Origin of the sequence: Kosakonia arachidis (genome assembly GCF_900116535.1) — a bacterium.
Lineage (GTDB): Bacteria > Pseudomonadota > Gammaproteobacteria > Enterobacterales > Enterobacteriaceae > Kosakonia > Kosakonia arachidis.
Window position 1 is genome coordinate 719,257 of record NZ_FPAU01000001.1, and the last position, 16,077, is coordinate 735,333.

The window sequence follows — 16,077 nt, forward strand, 5'->3', positions numbered from 1 at the left end:
CATGACTATTGAGAAGATTTACACCCCGCAGGATGATGCCTTTTATGCCGTCATCACCCATGCGGCGGGGCCGGAGGGCGCGTTGCCGCTGACCCCGCAAATGCTAATGGAATCCCCCAGCGGCAACCTGTTCGGCATGACGCAAAACGCCGGGATGGGCTGGGATGCGAACAAGCTGACTGGCAAAGAGGTGCTGATTATCGGCACCCAGGGTGGCATTCGCGCCGGGGACGGGCGGCCTGTTGCGCTGGGCTATCACACCGGACACTGGGAAATTGGCATGCAGATGCAGGCGGCGGCGAAGGAGATCACGCGTAACGGCGGGATCCCGTTTGCGGCCTTCGTCAGCGATCCGTGCGACGGACGCTCTCAGGGCACGCACGGAATGTTCGACTCCCTACCGTACCGCAACGATGCGGCGATTGTGTTTCGTCGTCTGATCCGCTCGCTGCCAACGCGCCGGGCAGTCATTGGGGTAGCGACCTGCGATAAAGGGCTGCCTGCCACCATGATTGCGCTGGCCGCGATGCATAACCTGCCGACCATTCTGGTGCCGGGCGGGGCAACTCTGCCGCCAACCGTAGGCGAAGATGCCGGAAAGGTGCAGACCATTGGCGCACGCTTTGCCAACCATGAGCTGTCCCTGCAGGAGGCCGCCGAGCTGGGCTGTCGCGCTTGTGCATCTCCCGGCGGCGGCTGCCAGTTCCTCGGCACGGCGGGGACATCCCAGGTCGTCGCCGAAGCGCTGGGGCTGGCGCTGCCGCACTCCGCGCTGGCACCATCAGGGCAGGCCGTGTGGCTGGAAATCGCCCGCCAGTCGGCGCGGGCGGTGAGCGAGCTGGATAACCGCGGGATTACCACGCAGGATATCCTGACCGATAAAGCCATCGAAAACGCGATGGTGATCCACGCGGCGTTTGGCGGTTCCACCAACCTGCTGCTGCATATCCCGGCCATTGCCTACGCGGCGGGCTGCACTATTCCTGATGTTGAACACTGGACGCGTATCAACCGTAAGGTTCCGCGTCTTGTCAGCGTGTTGCCAAACGGGCCGGACTACCATCCGACCGTGCGCGCCTTCCTTGCGGGTGGCGTGCCGGAGGTGATGCTCCATCTGCGCGCTCTCGGTCTGCTGCATGAAGATGCGATGACCGTCACCGGCCAGACGGTGGGGGAAAACCTCGACTGGTGGCAGGCGTCAGAGCGCCGGGCTCGTTTCCGCCAGTGCCTGCGCGAGCAGGATGGCGTGGATCCGGATGACGTGATCCTGCCACCTGCGCGCGCTAAAGCGAAGGGGCTGACCTCAACGGTGTGCTTCCCGACGGGCAATATCGCGCCGGAAGGTTCGGTTATCAAAGCCACGGCCATCGATCCCTCCGTGGTGGGTGAAGATGGGGTATACCGCCATACCGGCCGGGCGCGGGTGTTTATCTCGGAAGCACAGGCGATTAAAGCCATCAAGCACGAAGAGATTACGCAGGGCGATATCATGGTGGTGATCGGCGGCGGTCCGTCCGGCACCGGCATGGAAGAGACCTACCAGTTGACTTCCGCACTGAAGCATATTTCGTGGGGTAAAACGGTGTCGCTTATCACCGATGCGCGCTTTTCGGGTGTATCGACGGGCGCCTGCTTCGGCCACGTGTCGCCAGAGGCACTGGCGGGCGGGCCCATTGGCAAGCTGCGCGACAACGACATCATTGAAATTGCGGTCGATCGCCTGACGTTGACCGGAAGCGTCAACTTCATCGGCACGGCGGAAAAACCGCTGACGCCGGAAGAGGGGGCGCAGGCGCTGGCGGCGCGGGCAGTGCATCCACAGCTACATGCGCATGAGTTTTTACCGGATGATACTCGCCTGTGGGCAGCCCTGCAGTCAATAAGCGGTGGCACATGGAAAGGCTGTATTTATGATACCGATAAAATTATTGAGGTAATTAACGCCGGTAAGAAAGCGCTCGGCATTTAATTATATTTAACGATTGTCGCCTATGGGAAATATCCCGTGGGCGGCTTTTGTTTTTATTTTTTATCAATTCAAACAACAAGTTACTATATATAGCGTGACATCACAAAAGCGAAATAACGTAATTCGGAAATAAGATACGGCCATTGCTGGTTAATTGAACAGCTCATTACACTCTATTAACACGATGTTGTGAAATCAGCATGCGAAAATAAAGGTACAATGATTATGCAATTAACCATGAAAGATAAAATTGGCTACGGGCTGGGTGACACCGCCTGTGGATTTGTCTGGCAGGCTACCATGTTCCTGCTGGCCTATTTCTATACCGACGTATTTGGCCTGTCGGCGGGCATTATGGGGACGCTGTTTTTGGTCTCCCGCGTGCTGGATGCGGTTACCGATCCGCTGATGGGGCTGCTGGTTGACCGTACCCGCACTCGTCACGGCCAGTTCCGCCCGTTCCTGCTATGGGGGGCGATCCCGTTTGGCATCGTCTGCGTGCTGACCTTTTACACGCCGGATTTCTCCGCGCAGGGCAAAATTATCTACGCCTGCGTGACCTACATTCTGCTGACACTGGTCTACACCTTCGTTAATGTCCCTTACTGCGCGATGCCGGGCGTGATCACCGCCGACCCAAAAGAGCGCCACGCCCTGCAGTCCTGGCGCTTTTTCCTCGCTGCGGCGGGATCGCTTGCCATCAGCGGCGTCGCACTGCCGCTGGTGAGCATCATCGGTAAAGGCAACGAACAGATCGGGTACTTTGGTGCCATGTGCGTGCTGGGGCTGAGCGGCGTGGTGCTGCTGTATGTCTGCTTCTTCACCACCAAAGAGCGCTACACCTTTGAGGTGCAACCCGGTTCGTCGGTCTCTAAAGATCTCAAACTGCTGCTGGGCAACAGCCAGTGGCGGATCATGTGCGCATTCAAGATGATGGCGACCTGCTCCAACGTGGTTCGCGGCGGGGCGACGCTCTACTTCGTCAAGTACGTGATGGATCACCCGGAGATGGCGACGCAGTTTTTACTCTACGGCAGCATCGCCACCATGTTCGGCTCGCTCTGCTCCTCCCGCCTGCTGGGACGCTTTGACCGCGTGAAGGCATTCAAGTGGAACATTGTGATTTACTCGTTGATCAGCCTGCTTATTTTCTTCATCCCGGCTGAGTACATGGCCCTGATTTTCGCCCTCAACATTCTGTTCCTGTTTGTCTTTAACACCACCACGCCATTGCAGTGGCTGATGGCCTCAGACGTGGTGGATTACGAAGAGAGCCGCAGCGGGCGCCGCCTCGATGGCCTGGTGTTCTCAACTTATCTGTTCAGCCTGAAGATTGGCCTGGCCATTGGTGGCGCGATTGTGGGCTGGATCCTTGCATACGTGAATTACTCCGCCGGTAGTGCCGTGCAGCCAGTCGAGGTGCTGACTACCATCAAAATTCTGTTCTGCGTGGTGCCCGTGGTGCTTTATGTAGGCATGTTCATCATGCTGTCGCTCTATAAGCTCAGCGACGCCCGTGTGGAGGCCATCAGCCAGCAGCTGATCAAGCATCGTGCAGCACAAAGTGACGCCATACCCGCCGCTGCGACAGCCGCATCCCATTAACTGGAGGCAACATGACAACCATTACCAACCCGATCCTGACTGGTTTTAACCCGGATCCGTCGTTGTGCCGTCAGGGCGAAGACTACTACATCGCCACCTCAACCTTCGAGTGGTTTCCCGGCGTGCGCATCTACCACTCCCGCGACTTAAACAACTGGTCGCTGGTCAGCACGCCACTGGACAGGGTGTCGATGCTGGACATGAAGGGCAACCCGGACTCTGGCGGCATTTGGGCACCGTGCCTGAGCTACGCCGACGGGCAGTTCTGGCTGCTCTATACCGATGTGAAAATTGTCGATTCCCCGTGGAAGAACGGCCGCAACTTTCTCGTCACTGCGCCCTCCATTGAAGGGCCGTGGAGCGAGCCGACTCCGATGGGTAATGGCGGGTTCGATCCGTCTCTGTTCCACGATGACGATGGCCACAAATACTATCTCTATCGCCCGTGGGGGCCGCGCCACCACAGCAACCCTTACAACACCATTGTGATGCAGGAGTTTGACCCGCAGACCGGCACCCTCTCGCCTGCGCGTAAAACCCTGTTTACCGGCACAGCGCTCTGCTACACCGAAGGGGCGCACCTGTATCGCAAAGATGGCTGGTACTATTTGATGGTAGCCGAGGGGGGCACCAGCTATGAGCACGCGGTTGTGGTGTTGCGTTCAAAAAATATTGACGGGCCGTACGAGCTGCACCCGGACGTGACGATGATGACCAGTTGGCATCTGCCAGAAAACCCGCTGCAAAAAAGCGGGCACGGCTCGCTGCTGCAAACCCACACCGGGGAGTGGTACATGGCCTACCTCACCAGCCGACCGCTGCGTCTGCCCGGCATACCGCTGCTGGCCTCTGGCGGGCGCGGCTACTGCCCGCTGGGGCGTGAGACCGGCATCGCGCGCATTGAGTGGCGCGACGGTTGGCCGTATGTTGAGGGCGGCAAACATGCCCAGGTCACCGTGCCTGGACTACCGGTGGCGGAAAGCCCGGTATCTGCCTCCGCCAACTGGCGGGATGATTTTGACGGCAGCACGCTCGACCCGGAGCTGCAGACATTACGCATCCCGTTCGACGAAACTCTTGGCTCGCTCAGCGCGCGTGCGGGCTATTTACGGCTTTACGGCAACGACTCGCTCAACTCGACCTTCACCCAGTCGACCGTGGCGCGCCGCTGGCAGCACTTCGCCTTTCAGGCAGAGACGCGGATGCAGTTCTCACCGGTTCACTTTCAGCAGAGCGCGGGGATGACCTGCTATTACAACAGTAAAAACTGGAGCTACTGCTTTGTGGACTATGAGGAGGGGCAAGGCAGAACGATCAAGGTGATCCAGCTCGACCACAACGTACCGTCGTGGCCGCTGCACGAGCAGCCCATTCCGGTGCCGGAGAGCGCGGAGAGTATCTGGCTGCGCGTTGACGTGAATAAACTGGTCTATCGCTACAGCTATTCGTTCGACGGCGAGACGTGGTACACCGTGCCTGTCACCTATGAGGCGTGGAAACTGTCGGATGACTATATCGGCGGGCGCGGTTTCTTCACCGGCGCATTTGTGGGGCTGCACTGTGAGGACATCAGCGGTGACGGCTGCCACGCTGATTTTGACTACTTCACCTACGAACCGCTCGCGGAGTAACGGCTCAGGCCGGGTAACCCAGTGCGCGTGAGAGCTGGAGCCCGGCCTGCTGGAGCTGTTCGCGGAAGTTGGCCAGTTCGGCATCATCTACCCGCGAGGTCAGCGTCGACAGGCTCAACGCGGCAATCACGCGGGACTCATGGTTCCACACAGGCACCGCAACGCAACGCACGCCCTGCTCGTTCTCTTCGCGGTCCAGGGCGTAACCCTGCTCGCGAGTCTGGGTCAACGCAGTCAGCAATGCTTCGCGGGAGGCGATCGTTGCAGGTGTAAAAGTCGTGTACTGATAGTCCTTAAGCAGAGCATTCAGTTCAACCTCGCCCAGCCAGGCAATCAACACCTTGCCGATGGCGGTGGCGTGCACCGGCAGGCGTCGACCAATGCGCGAATAGGCGATGGCGGCCAGCTTGCCTTCAATCTTCTCGATATAGACCCCTTCGCGACCGTCCAGGATGCCCAGATGGGTGGTCTGCCCGGTACGCTGTGACAGCTCCGTCAGCCAGACTTTCGCCTTTTGACGAATATCCATTGAACTCACCACAAAGTGGCCGCGCTCGACCAGCTTCATGCCGAGACGATATTTGCCGTTCTCCGGGTTCTGATCAATATAGCCGTGAAGCTGTAGGGTTTTCAGCAGCGAGTGGAGGGTACTTTTGCTCAGCCCCATCAGTTTGCTGATGTCGGTGATCTTAAGCTCTGTGGCCTGCTCGTTAAACAGGTCGAGGATCTGCAACGCACGTTCAACAGACTGAATAATCGGCATAATGCTGACATGTCCACGCTGGAATGAAGGCGAAAACGTACCTTTTTCAGGATGAAAAATCAATGAAGCCGCGCAAGCGGCTTTTTTATAATCTTGAGGCTTCGTCTTACCCGAATTACAGATTAGAAGTCCGTTGATCGGGTAAGCGCAACGCTACCGGGCTGGGCAGTACTTACTGCGGGAACCACTGGTTGCTGATTTTCTGGTACGTACCGTCAGCTTTGATCGCTTTCAGGGCGGTATTCAGTTTTTCCAGCAGCGCCTTGTTTTCCGGGCGAACAGCGATGCCGAGACCGGTGCCGAAATATTGCGGATCGGTCACTTTCGGTGTGGCAACGCCAAGTTGCGGATTGGTTTTCAGCCACTCATTAACCACGGCGGTATCACCAAATACACCGTCGATGCGACCATTTTTCAGGTCGATAATCGCGTTCTGGTAGCTGTCATAAGCTACGGTTTTTATTTCCGGGTGCTTATCCTGCAAATATTTCTGATGTGTGGTGCCGTTTTCCATCCCGATGCGTTTGCCTTTCAAATCGTCGAAAGATTTAAACGCGTCTTTTTTCGCAATCACCACGGCAGAGTTCGCGTAGTACGGATCGGTGAAAGAAACCTGTTTGGCGCGCTCTGGCGTAATATCCATACCGGAGATCACCGCATCATATTTTCTGAATTTCAGCGATGGGATCAGGCTGTCAAACGCGTGGTTGGTGAAGGTGCAGTCTGCCTGCATCTGTTTACACAGCGCATTTGCCAGGTCGATATCAAAACCGACGATTTTATTGTTGGCGTCCAGCGATTCAAACGGCGGGTAGGTAGCGGAAACGCCGAAATTGATTTTATCAGCAGCAGAAGCGCTCGCAGCGAAAGTCACAATCAAGGCGGCGGCCAGCATCAGTTTTTTCATTTTTGAACTCCTGTCAATCAATCTTCTTGTTATTGCTATGTCTTCAGCATGGCATCCACGATGCCATTAATTGAATTTATATGCAATAAAAACGCTTAAATATATTTATTAATTTATAAAAAAGGCGAGAAATTAAAGGATTATCTCGCCTTTGCTTATTATTTTGTTTGTTATTTATGCAATTAGTTGCGGCGTTCGAAGGCCAACGCTTTGCGTTCAATCAGACGCATCATTAGCGTCAACAGACCGTTCACCACCAGATAAATCAACCCGGCTGCGCCAAAAACCATTACGTCATAGGTGCGGCCATACACTAACTGGCCGTGTCCCATCACCTCCATCAGCGTGATGGTGTAAGCAAGCGATGTACTTTTAAACACCAGTACCACTTCGTTGGAATAGGACGAAAGGGCGCGTTTAAAGGCGTAAGGCAGCAGGATCGCCAGCGTGTCTTTCTTGCTCATTCCCAGCGCGCCGCAGGATTGCCATTGACCTTGCGGAATCGCGCGGATCGCACCATAAAACAGCTGCGTGGTATATGCCGCACTGTTCAGCGACAGCGCCAGCAGCGCACACAACCACGGCTGCGACAGCAGATGCCAGATGAACGGATAGTTCTGTAACGACGGAAACTGACCGGGGCCGTAGTAAATCAGGAAGATCTGTACCAGCAGCGGCGTACCGGTAAATAGCGTGATATAGCCGCGTACGATGTACGTCAAAACTGGCGTTTTCAACGTCAGTACGACGGTAAACAGCAGCGACAAAATCAGCGCCACTATCAGTGACGCGATGGTCAGCGTCAGGCTGGTATGCAGGCCTTTAAACAGCTCTGGTAAATAGGCAAGCATTATTCCGGCCTCCGTTCAAAGCGCGTCGCACGCAGATCAATGCGTTTGAGGATCCACTGGCTGAGCAGGGTGATCACCAGGTAAATCGCCGCCGCCACAATGTACCAGGTGAAGGGTTCCTGGGTACGGGTAGCAATGCTTTTGGTTTGCAGCATCAGATCGTTAACGCTGATCAACGATACCAGTGCAGTATCTTTCAACAGCACCAGCCACTGGTTACCCAGACCCGGCAGCGCATGGCGCCACATCTGCGGCATCACCAGACGGAAGAAGATCGCCCCTTTCGACAGACCGAGCGCCTGGCCGGATTCGCGCTGACCCTCCGGCACTGCTTTTAACGCACCGCGCAGTGTTTGCGAAGCGTAAGCCGAATAGAGTAGAGAAAGGGCGATCACGCCGCACAGGAACGGGCTGACATCGAAGTTTTCAATCTGTACCTGCACCGGGATCTGCACCACGCCCAGATTGATGGTAAAACCATCAGAGAGCGTCAGTAGCAGTTGCGAAGCGCCGAAATAGATAAACAGCACCACGAGGATTTCCGGCAGGCCGCGCAGCAGCGTGACCAGCGCGGTACCGATCCATGCAATGGGACGCCACTTAACGGACTCCCATACGGCAAAGATCATCGCCAGCACCAGGCCGATGAGCAGCGAACAAACGGCAAGGCCGACGGTCATCCCGGCGGCGCTTGCTAATGGAAACATTTCGTTCATTAAGGATTACTTCTGGAACCATTTGCTGTAGATGGTCTGGTAAGTCCCATCTTTCTTCACTTTTTCCAGCGCAGCGTTGAATTTCTGCTGCAATTCAGTGTTGCCCTGGCGCACGGCGATACCCAGACCGGTACCGAAGTAATCTTTGTCCGTCACTTTATCGCCCACTGCTGCCAGTTTGGAATCGGCTTTCAGCCATTCGGTCACCACTGCGGTGTCGCCAAAGACGGCATCAATACGGCCATTTTGCAGGTCCAGACGCGCGTTCTGATAGCTGTCGTAAGGCACGGTGGTGATTTCCGGGTGTTTATCGTTAATGAATTTCTGGTGGGTGGTGCCGTTCTGTACGCCAACACGTTTGCCTTTCAGCTGATCGATGCTGGTGAATTTACCCTTCTGGCCGACGAACAGCGCAGAGTTATCGTAGTACGGTGTGCTGAACAGAACCTGTTTTTCACGCTCTGGCGTGATATCCATACCGGCCATTACCGCGTCAAAACGACGGAATTTCAGGCTCGGAATCAAGCTGTCAAAGGCCTGGTTGGTAAAGGTACAGGTCGCATCGATCTCTTTACACAGCGCATTCGCCAGATCCACATCAAAGCCGACGATCTTGTTGTTAGCATCGGTGGATTCAAACGGAGGGTAGCTCGCTTCCGTGGCAAAACGAATGGTCTGGGCTGCTGTAGCGCTAAGGCTGACGCTGGCAAGTAGTGCGGCAATCAGTACTTTTTTCATTTTCTTTATTCCCGAGTCTTCAGTGAGATAGGTAGTATTTAAACGCATCGGTCTGCGGCGCGGCAAAGCAGCTTGCATCCCCTTGCTCAACAATGTGACCGTTTTCCATATACACCACGCGGCTGGCGGTTTTGCGCGCCACTTCCACTTCGTGGGTCACGATGACCTGCGTAATGCCGGTTTCCGACAGTTCACGAATAATGCTGACGATTTGCGCGGTGATTTCTGGATCGAGTGCGGCGGTGGGTTCATCAAACAGCAGAACCTGCGGCTCCATCATCAGCGCGCGGGCGATAGCGACACGCTGCTGTTGTCCGCCGGACAGGTGCAGCGGATAGCGATCGCTATAGGGTTTAAGACGTAAACGCTCCAGCAGCTTCTCGGCGCGCGCCAGCGCCTGATCTTTGCTTAAACCAAGCACGCGGCATGGTGCTTCAATCAGGTTTTGTTGCACGGTCAGATGTGGCCAAAGATTATATTGCTGGAACACCATACCCACGTTCTGGCGCAATTCACGAATCGCTTTATCTGACGGGGTTTTGGCAAAATCAAAATGGTTGCCTGCAATGCTTAACTGGCCAGAACGCGGCATTTCGAGCAGGTTGAGTACGCGCAACAGCGAACTTTTACCCGCACCGCTTGGGCCGAGCAGCACCAGCGTTTCACCCTGTGGGCAATCCAGTGTGATGTCAAAGAGCGCCTGGTGTGCGCCATAAAAGCAATTGATGCTGGTTAATTTAATACTCATCGAAGCAGTCTGATAGCAATTGAGGCCGCAAATAGTAACGTTGACAGAATAGTTATGCAATATTTGTGCGTTAAAACTTAAAAATAAACCAAGTTATGCGATGAAGTTAGCACAAAATACCGGGCGGTGGGGGAAGCAGGCATAAATGTCGGCATTCCCCAGGGAATGCCAGACAATTTACGGGGGTTACCACATGTTGTGAAAACCGTTAGCGATGTTCCACTGACTGGCGCAGCGTCCCGGCGGGCGCATGTACCGAGCCGCCCAGATAGCGGACATCGTCCACCGCCCAGCACTGTCCTTCACGTATCATCAGTACTTCATCCTGCCAGTGCTGGCTTCCCTGGCTTAACGTTACGCGCAGCGGAATATTCCGCGCATCACTATTGGGAATGGTGGAAGCGCTGGCAACGTCTGCATGATCGGCTGCAACGTTGCGGCTGGAGAAAGGATCGGTTTTTAGCAGCGCAGCGGTTTTCGGATCATGGCTGGCGTTATTCAGCATTTTCGCCAGGTCGTCGCTCAGGTATGGGCGCAATGCGGTCAGGTCGCTGCCCGGATGGGCGATGCGGTAGTCATAAAATTGTTGTGCAACATTGTCAGGACCACCTTCCACACATTGCCCGCTATGGACGCCGATATCTTTATAGGCCGGGGTCACGGTGGTACAGGCGCTCAGCAGCAGCGCGCACGGCATTACAAGAGTCAAAACTGAATAGCGCATATTGATTTCCTTATTTCTCTGCAGAAGACACGACCTTTCAAGAATAGTGTATTGATCTGATAATGTGTCTCGTAACGTGCGCACTTAAAAGGAGAACTTTATGCAATTTTCAACCACGCCGACTCTCGAAGGACAGCCCATTATTGAGTATTGCGGCGTCGTGACAGGCGAAGCGATTCTGGGCGCCAATATTTTCCGCGATTTTTTTGCCGGTATCCGCGATATCGTCGGTGGACGTTCTGGCGCCTATGAGAAAGAGCTGCGTAAAGCGCGGGAAATAGCCTTTCGTGAACTGGGTGAACAGGCGCAGCAGCTCGGCGCAGATGCGGTAGTCGGTATTGATATCGATTATGAAACCGTTGGCAAAGACAGCAGCATGCTAATGGTAAGCGTCAGCGGTACGGCGGTTAAAATACGCCAATGAAAAAGTATGCATTAGCAATGCTGGCGCTGCTTCTGGCTGGCTGTGCAAGTGAAAAAGGGATTATCGATAAAAACGGCTATCAGCTGGATACGCGGCGTCAGGCGCAGGCAGCTTACCCGCGTATCAAGGTGCTGGTGATTCATTACACGGCGGATGATTTTGATGTCTCGCTGGCGACGCTCACCGACAAACAGGTGAGCGCTCATTATTTGGTACCCGCCAGGCCGCCGATGTACCACGGTAAACCGCGCATCTGGCAACTGGTCCCGGAACAGGATCTTGCCTGGCATGCGGGCGTGAGTTTCTGGCGCGGCGCGACGCGTATCAACGATACCTCTATTGGCATTGAGTTAGAAAACCGTGGCTGGCAACAGAGTGCGGGTGGAAAAACCTTCGCGCCATTTGCTCCAGCGCAAATTAGTGCATTGATTCCGCTAGTAAAAGATATTATCGCGCGGTACAACATCGCGCCGCAAAATGTTGTAGCGCATGCCGATATTGCGCCGCAGCGTAAAGACGATCCCGGCCCGTTATTCCCATGGCAGGCGTTAGCTGCTCAGGGGATTGGCGCCTGGCCGGATGCGGCGCGTGTGGCATTTTACCTGAATGGCCGTTCTCCCCACCAACCGGTTGAAACGGCGTCGCTGCTCGATTTGCTGGCGCGTTACGGTTATGAAGTGAAACCGGAAATGACGCCTGTGCAGCAGAAACGGGTAATCGAGGCGTTTCAAATGCATTTTCGTCCGGGGTTATGGAACGGTGTTGCGGATGCCGAAAGCCAGGCGATTGCCGAGGCATTACTGGAAAAATACGGCCAGGGGTGATTGCCGCTGGTTTTTTTATGACGAGGTCAATGGTAATGGTGTTTCGCATCATGACAGGTGCATTGCTGATGGCGGCTTTTGCTGTCCATGCTGCGCCAAACCCGCCGTACGCATGTTCCTACTGGGACAAACAAAGTGACAGTGTGCAAACACTGGATGAGTGCGCCGTACTGAAAGACGGCAAGCTGGAATTTTTACCCGCGCTATTTGCTAAAACCCATGATGTCGATGGCATGTCATGGGTCGGGCTGCACAATTATACCCGTGGAGCGGGGGAGCAGGATGCGGATTATTATGTGCGTTCTGCGCACGAGTATTTGCCAGTGATGCATTTCGATAACGGGCCTGACTGGTTTGTTGAGGGGCTGGTGCGCTCAACGCAGAACGGTAAAGTGGGCTACTGGGATGACAGTTTTCACAACCGCATTGCCGCCCGCTATGATTACGCTTCGCAGTTTGATGGCGGCAAAGCGCTGGTCTGCATCGGGTGCAAACCGCAGCGTGAAGGCGAGCATATCTCTTTAAGTGGTGGGGAGTGGTACTACATTGATAAGAGCGGCCAGCGGGTATCTGAGATTAAATCCGGGCCGTTCTGAGTTTGTCAGTGGTGCAGTTTACCGTGGTCTTTTAACCAGTGCGCCGTGCGTTTGATGCCTTCATCCAGCGTCACGATCGGCGCATAGCCCAGCTCTTCCTGCGCGCGCGTGATATCCAGCGTGAAATCAAAATTGAGCTTTGACACACCATAGTGGGTGAAGGCGGGTTCTTTCGCGCGTTTATCGCCAAAACGCTCCATGCTGCGGGCCAGCATATCCAGCATGGTGTAGGGCACGGAGCGAATACGGCAGGGGATCGCCAGATCGTCAATCAGCCGCTGTACGATACTGCGCAGCGAGCGCGGCTCGCCGTTGGTGATGTTATACGCCCGCCCGGAGGGCAACGTGTCGCACTGTTGCTGGCTGGCGAGCCACATCGCATGCACAGCGTTTTCGTAGTAGGTCATGTCCACCAGCGCATCACCGCCGCGCGGCAATAACACGCTGCGGTAGTGATGCATCATCTGCGCCAGCCTCGGGATAAACACTTTGTCATGCGGGCCAAACAGGCTTTGCGGGCGCAGAATGGTAAAACGGGTGTTGGGGTTCGCCTGCGCCAGCAGATCGATGACCTGCTCGCCCGCGGCTTTGCTGCGGGCAAATTCGTTGGCGAAACGCGCCGGGCGAAAATCTTCCGGAATATTGTGATGGTGATGATAATCAAAATAGAGTGAAGGCGAGGAGATATGGATAAAGTTGCGTATACCCCAGGCGACAGCCCATTCACCCAGACGGCGCGTGGCGCGTACATTCGCCAGATCAAACGCCTCCTGTGTTCCCCACGGTGAGGTAAAACTGGAGCAGTGCCACAGCGTATCGATATCCGCGAGCATGACTTTAGCCTGCGATGAAACCAGTTCGGTTAAATCCGCATGCACAAACTCGGCGCCCATCTTGCTCAGCAACTTGCCCATCGCTTCGTTGCGGCCCGTCGCCCTGACGCTGATCCCTTTTTGACGCAGATATTCGACGGCGTTTCGGCCTAAACCGCTGGTTGCGCCCGTGACCAGTACCTTCATATCAATCCACTGTGTTGAAAAGCAATTATCGCGCGCATTCTTCCGTGAATTACGCCGCGATGCAATGGGATAAGTAAAAGAAAAACGTTAACCGTCAGACTTTTTCGCTATTTTTTTCTGCCAGACGGGCGATCTGTTGCGCCATGCCACGAAAGATGAACAGATGAGCCGGGAACATCAGTAACCAGTAAAACAAACCCGGCATACCGTGCGGATGCCACCAGGCGCGGACATCCAGCAGCCGATGTTCGCCTTTGTCGCTCAACGTAAAGGTTAGCCGCCCCAGCCCCGGTGCTTTCATGCCAAACAATAATGCCAGCTGTTGCTCCGGCTCGGCGATGATTACTTTCCAGCTATCCACCGCATCGCCGGTTTCCAGCCAGGCGCGATCGGGACGCCCGCGTGGCAGCTGGTGGCCGATTAAACGATCGAGCGCGGCGCGGGTTTCCCACAGCAGATTGCCGAAAAAGTAGCGCTCTTTTCCGCCAATACGGTTAACCACTTCCCACAGGGCGCTGAGGCTGGCTGTGGTTTTTACCTGATAACCGGCCTGTTTCGGATAGTAGCCATATTGTGGGCGCCAGCGTGAGAAGGCCTGTGGGTCGTAGCCCCAGTCCGCGGAATTCACCAGTTTTTCTTCTTCCTGCAACGTCTGGCGCACCGCATCATCAAAGCGGATCAGCGTTTGCGGGATTAAACGGCGCAGTGCGCGATCGTCGGCCAGCAGATCGTGTTTCAATCCCTGGATCAGCGCTTTTGCGATGGTTGGCGGCACGGAAGTGATGAGATGTAAAAACCAGATGGAGATCAGCCGCGTTGGCAGCGGAATGGGGATCAATGGGCGGTGTACGCCACTGACGCGCATAAAGTGCTCAAACTGCTGCTGATAGCTCAGCACATGTGGCCCGGCAGCCTCAAACACGCGGTGTTCCGCCGCCGGGTGATGCAACAACTCCAGCAGATAATACAGCAGGTTTTCCAACGCAATCGGCGTGGTACGTGAACGCACCCAGCGCGGTGGCGTCAAAACCGGCAGGTTAAAGACCATATCCCGCATCACTTCGAACGCCGCCGAACCTGCGCCGACAATAATCCCTGCGCGTAATTCGGTAACCGGAACACCGGCTGCCCGTAGCAGATCGCCGGTATATTGCCGTGCCAGTAGATGCTCAGAATCTGTTGTTCCTTTTGCCTGCAACGAACTGAGAAAAATAACCTGTTTGACCGGGGTTTCCTGCAACGCATCGCGCACATTCAGGGCGATTTGCCTTTCATGAGCCACAAAATCGCGGTTTTCGCCCATGCTGTGCACCAGATAGTAGAGCGTATCGACACCGTCAAGCAGTGCAGTAAGATCCTGCGGCCAATAGAGATCGATAGTGTGGCAGGTTACGCCCGGCAATTGCTGCTTTTGCAGGCGCGTTAACTGTCGCGCCGCCGCTTTGACCTGGTGGCCTTGCTGACTGAGCGCGGCCACCAGCCGCTGCCCGATATAACCGCTGGCACCCAGCACCAGGATCTGTTGCGCCACATCCGCTCCTTAGCGCTGTAAAAAAGCCTGCCAGTGGCGAACCACTTCGGTTAGCTGCTGGCGATTGACGTCGAGGTGGGTGACCAGTCGCACCACCGGCGACGCGTTGATCAGCACATCGCGTTCGCGCATAAACGCGCCCAGCGCGGCGGCCGGTTCGCCAACGCGGACGAACAGCATGTTGGTGTCGTGGCGCATCACATCGGCGCCAATCTCCTGTAGCTGAGCGGCCAGCCAGGCGGCGTTCTCGTGATCCTCTTTCAGCCGTGCGACATTGTGCTTCAGTGCATACAGGCCCGCTGCGGCAAGGATTCCGGCCTGGCGCATACCGCCGCCGGTCATTTTGCGCCAGCGGTTGGCGCGGGTAATATAGGCTTTGTCACCCACCAGTAATGAACCGACTGGTGTGCCAAGGCCTTTCGACAGGCAGATGGTGAAAGAATCGCAATATTGCGCGATAGCGCTAAGGTCACAGCCGTATTCCACGATGGCATTAAAGATGCGGGCACCATCAACATGCATCGACAACCCGCGCTCGCGGGTAAATTCCCACGCCTGTTTCAGGTAGTCGCGCGGTAGCACTTTGCCGTTGTGGGTGTTTTCCAGACTGAGCAGTTTGGTTCGCGCGAAGTGGATGTCATCGGCTTTTATTTTTGCCGCGACTTTGTCAAGCGGCAGCGTTCCGTCGGCGGCGGCATCAATTGGCTGTGGTTGAATGCTGCCGAGCACCGCTGCGCCACCTGCTTCGTAGAGGTAGTTATGCGCTCCCTGGCCGACAATATACTCTTCGCCGCGCTCGCAGTGGCTTAACAGCGCCACCAGGTTGGCCTGCGTTCCCGTCGGCAGAAAGAGTGCGGCTTCTTTGCCACTGAGTTCTGCCGCGTAACGCTGCAGTTCGTTAACGGTGGGATCATCACCATAAACATCGTCCCCGACCGGGGCGGCCATCATCTCTTCGAGCATGGCGCGCCCCGGGCGGGTTACGGTATCACTACGTAAATCAATCACGGCATTTCCTTTCTCTGTCTCAG

16 protein-coding genes are annotated in these 16,077 nt (G+C 55.7%); 6 read left to right on the forward strand and 10 right to left on the reverse strand.

The window, feature by feature from the left end:
- The first annotated feature begins 1 nt into the window (after position 1).
- The 3 genes from yagF (at position 2) to BM427_RS03535 (ending at position 5,205) form a co-directional block, all read left to right on the forward strand.
- On the forward strand, positions 2 to 1,969 hold the full coding sequence (gene yagF, locus BM427_RS03525) for a xylonate dehydratase YagF (RefSeq protein WP_090119258.1): 1,968 nt from the start codon (positions 2 to 4) through the stop codon (positions 1,967 to 1,969).
- A gap of 222 nt (positions 1,970 to 2,191) precedes the next feature.
- Positions 2,192 to 3,574, forward strand: a complete 1,383-nt coding sequence (locus BM427_RS03530) for an MFS transporter (protein ID WP_090120666.1) — start codon at positions 2,192 to 2,194, stop codon at positions 3,572 to 3,574.
- A gap of 11 nt (positions 3,575 to 3,585) precedes the next feature.
- Positions 3,586 to 5,205, forward strand: a complete 1,620-nt coding sequence (locus BM427_RS03535) for a glycoside hydrolase family 43 protein (RefSeq protein WP_090119259.1) — start codon at positions 3,586 to 3,588, stop codon at positions 5,203 to 5,205.
- A 4-nt stretch (positions 5,206 to 5,209) separates the two neighbouring features.
- Here the strand turns inward: BM427_RS03535 and xynR are convergent, their stop codons facing one another.
- The 7 genes from xynR to BM427_RS03570 all read right to left on the reverse strand — a co-directional run bounded on the left by xynR (position 5,210) and on the right by BM427_RS03570 (position 10,652).
- A complete protein-coding gene (gene xynR / locus BM427_RS03540) occupies positions 5,210 to 5,968 on the reverse strand; it encodes a DNA-binding transcriptional repressor XynR (protein ID WP_090120667.1) in 759 nt (252 codons plus the stop codon).
- 172 nt (positions 5,969 to 6,140) lie between these two features.
- A complete protein-coding gene (gene artJ, locus BM427_RS03545; protein ID WP_090119261.1) occupies positions 6,141 to 6,875 on the reverse strand; it encodes an arginine ABC transporter substrate-binding protein ArtJ in 735 nt (244 codons plus the stop codon).
- Positions 6,876 to 7,057: 182 nt separating this feature from the next.
- On the reverse strand, positions 7,058 to 7,726 hold the full coding sequence (gene artM, locus BM427_RS03550; protein WP_090119264.1) for an arginine ABC transporter permease ArtM: 669 nt from the start codon (positions 7,724 to 7,726) through the stop codon (positions 7,058 to 7,060).
- Positions 7,726 to 8,442 (reverse strand): arginine ABC transporter permease ArtQ, encoded by a 717-nt coding sequence (gene artQ / locus BM427_RS03555; protein WP_090119267.1) that lies wholly within the window; start codon positions 8,440 to 8,442, stop codon positions 7,726 to 7,728. Before artQ ends, artM begins: the two co-directional genes overlap by 1 nt.
- 6 nt (positions 8,443 to 8,448) lie before the next feature.
- The gene (artI, locus tag BM427_RS03560; protein WP_090119268.1) at positions 8,449 to 9,180 is read right to left on the reverse strand and encodes an arginine ABC transporter substrate-binding protein ArtI; all 732 of its coding nucleotides are present in this window, start codon (positions 9,178 to 9,180) and stop codon (positions 8,449 to 8,451) included.
- A gap of 19 nt (positions 9,181 to 9,199) precedes the next feature.
- The gene (gene artP, locus BM427_RS03565) at positions 9,200 to 9,928 is read right to left on the reverse strand and encodes an arginine ABC transporter ATP-binding protein ArtP (protein WP_090119270.1); all 729 of its coding nucleotides are present in this window, start codon (positions 9,926 to 9,928) and stop codon (positions 9,200 to 9,202) included.
- A 208-nt stretch (positions 9,929 to 10,136) separates the two neighbouring features.
- Positions 10,137 to 10,652, reverse strand: coding sequence for a lipoprotein (locus BM427_RS03570; RefSeq protein ID WP_090119272.1), 516 nt, complete (start codon positions 10,650 to 10,652; stop codon positions 10,137 to 10,139).
- Between the two features lie 100 nt (positions 10,653 to 10,752).
- Here BM427_RS03570 and BM427_RS03575 point away from each other — a divergent pair, with 100 nt between their 5' ends.
- From BM427_RS03575 to BM427_RS03585, 3 genes are read left to right on the forward strand one after another with little or no spacing between them, the layout of a single operon-like run.
- Positions 10,753 to 11,076: a heavy metal-binding domain-containing protein gene (locus tag BM427_RS03575; RefSeq protein WP_090119274.1), complete on the forward strand. Its 324-nt coding sequence runs from the start codon at positions 10,753 to 10,755 to the stop codon at positions 11,074 to 11,076.
- Positions 11,073 to 11,900, forward strand: a complete 828-nt coding sequence (locus BM427_RS03580; RefSeq protein WP_090119276.1) for an N-acetylmuramoyl-L-alanine amidase — start codon at positions 11,073 to 11,075, stop codon at positions 11,898 to 11,900. Before BM427_RS03575 ends, BM427_RS03580 begins: the two co-directional genes overlap by 4 nt.
- Positions 11,901 to 11,917: 17 nt before the next feature.
- On the forward strand, positions 11,918 to 12,496 hold the full coding sequence (locus tag BM427_RS03585) for a WG repeat-containing protein (RefSeq protein ID WP_244316595.1): 579 nt from the start codon (positions 11,918 to 11,920) through the stop codon (positions 12,494 to 12,496).
- A 5-nt stretch (positions 12,497 to 12,501) separates the two neighbouring features.
- Here BM427_RS03585 and BM427_RS03590 read toward each other — a convergent pair whose 3' ends face one another.
- From BM427_RS03590 to ltaE, 3 genes are all read right to left on the reverse strand, one after another.
- On the reverse strand, positions 12,502 to 13,515 hold the full coding sequence (locus tag BM427_RS03590) for a 3-beta-hydroxysteroid dehydrogenase (RefSeq protein WP_090119280.1): 1,014 nt from the start codon (positions 13,513 to 13,515) through the stop codon (positions 12,502 to 12,504).
- Positions 13,516 to 13,609: 94 nt separating this feature from the next.
- Positions 13,610 to 15,046 carry a DUF2867 domain-containing protein gene (locus tag BM427_RS03595; protein ID WP_090119282.1) on the reverse strand — a complete coding sequence of 479 codons (1,437 nt, stop codon included), beginning with the start codon at positions 15,044 to 15,046 and terminating at the stop codon, positions 13,610 to 13,612.
- A gap of 9 nt (positions 15,047 to 15,055) precedes the next feature.
- On the reverse strand, positions 15,056 to 16,054 hold the full coding sequence (gene ltaE / locus BM427_RS03600) for a low-specificity L-threonine aldolase (protein ID WP_090119284.1): 999 nt from the start codon (positions 16,052 to 16,054) through the stop codon (positions 15,056 to 15,058).
- Between the last annotated feature and the right edge of the window lie 23 nt (positions 16,055 to 16,077).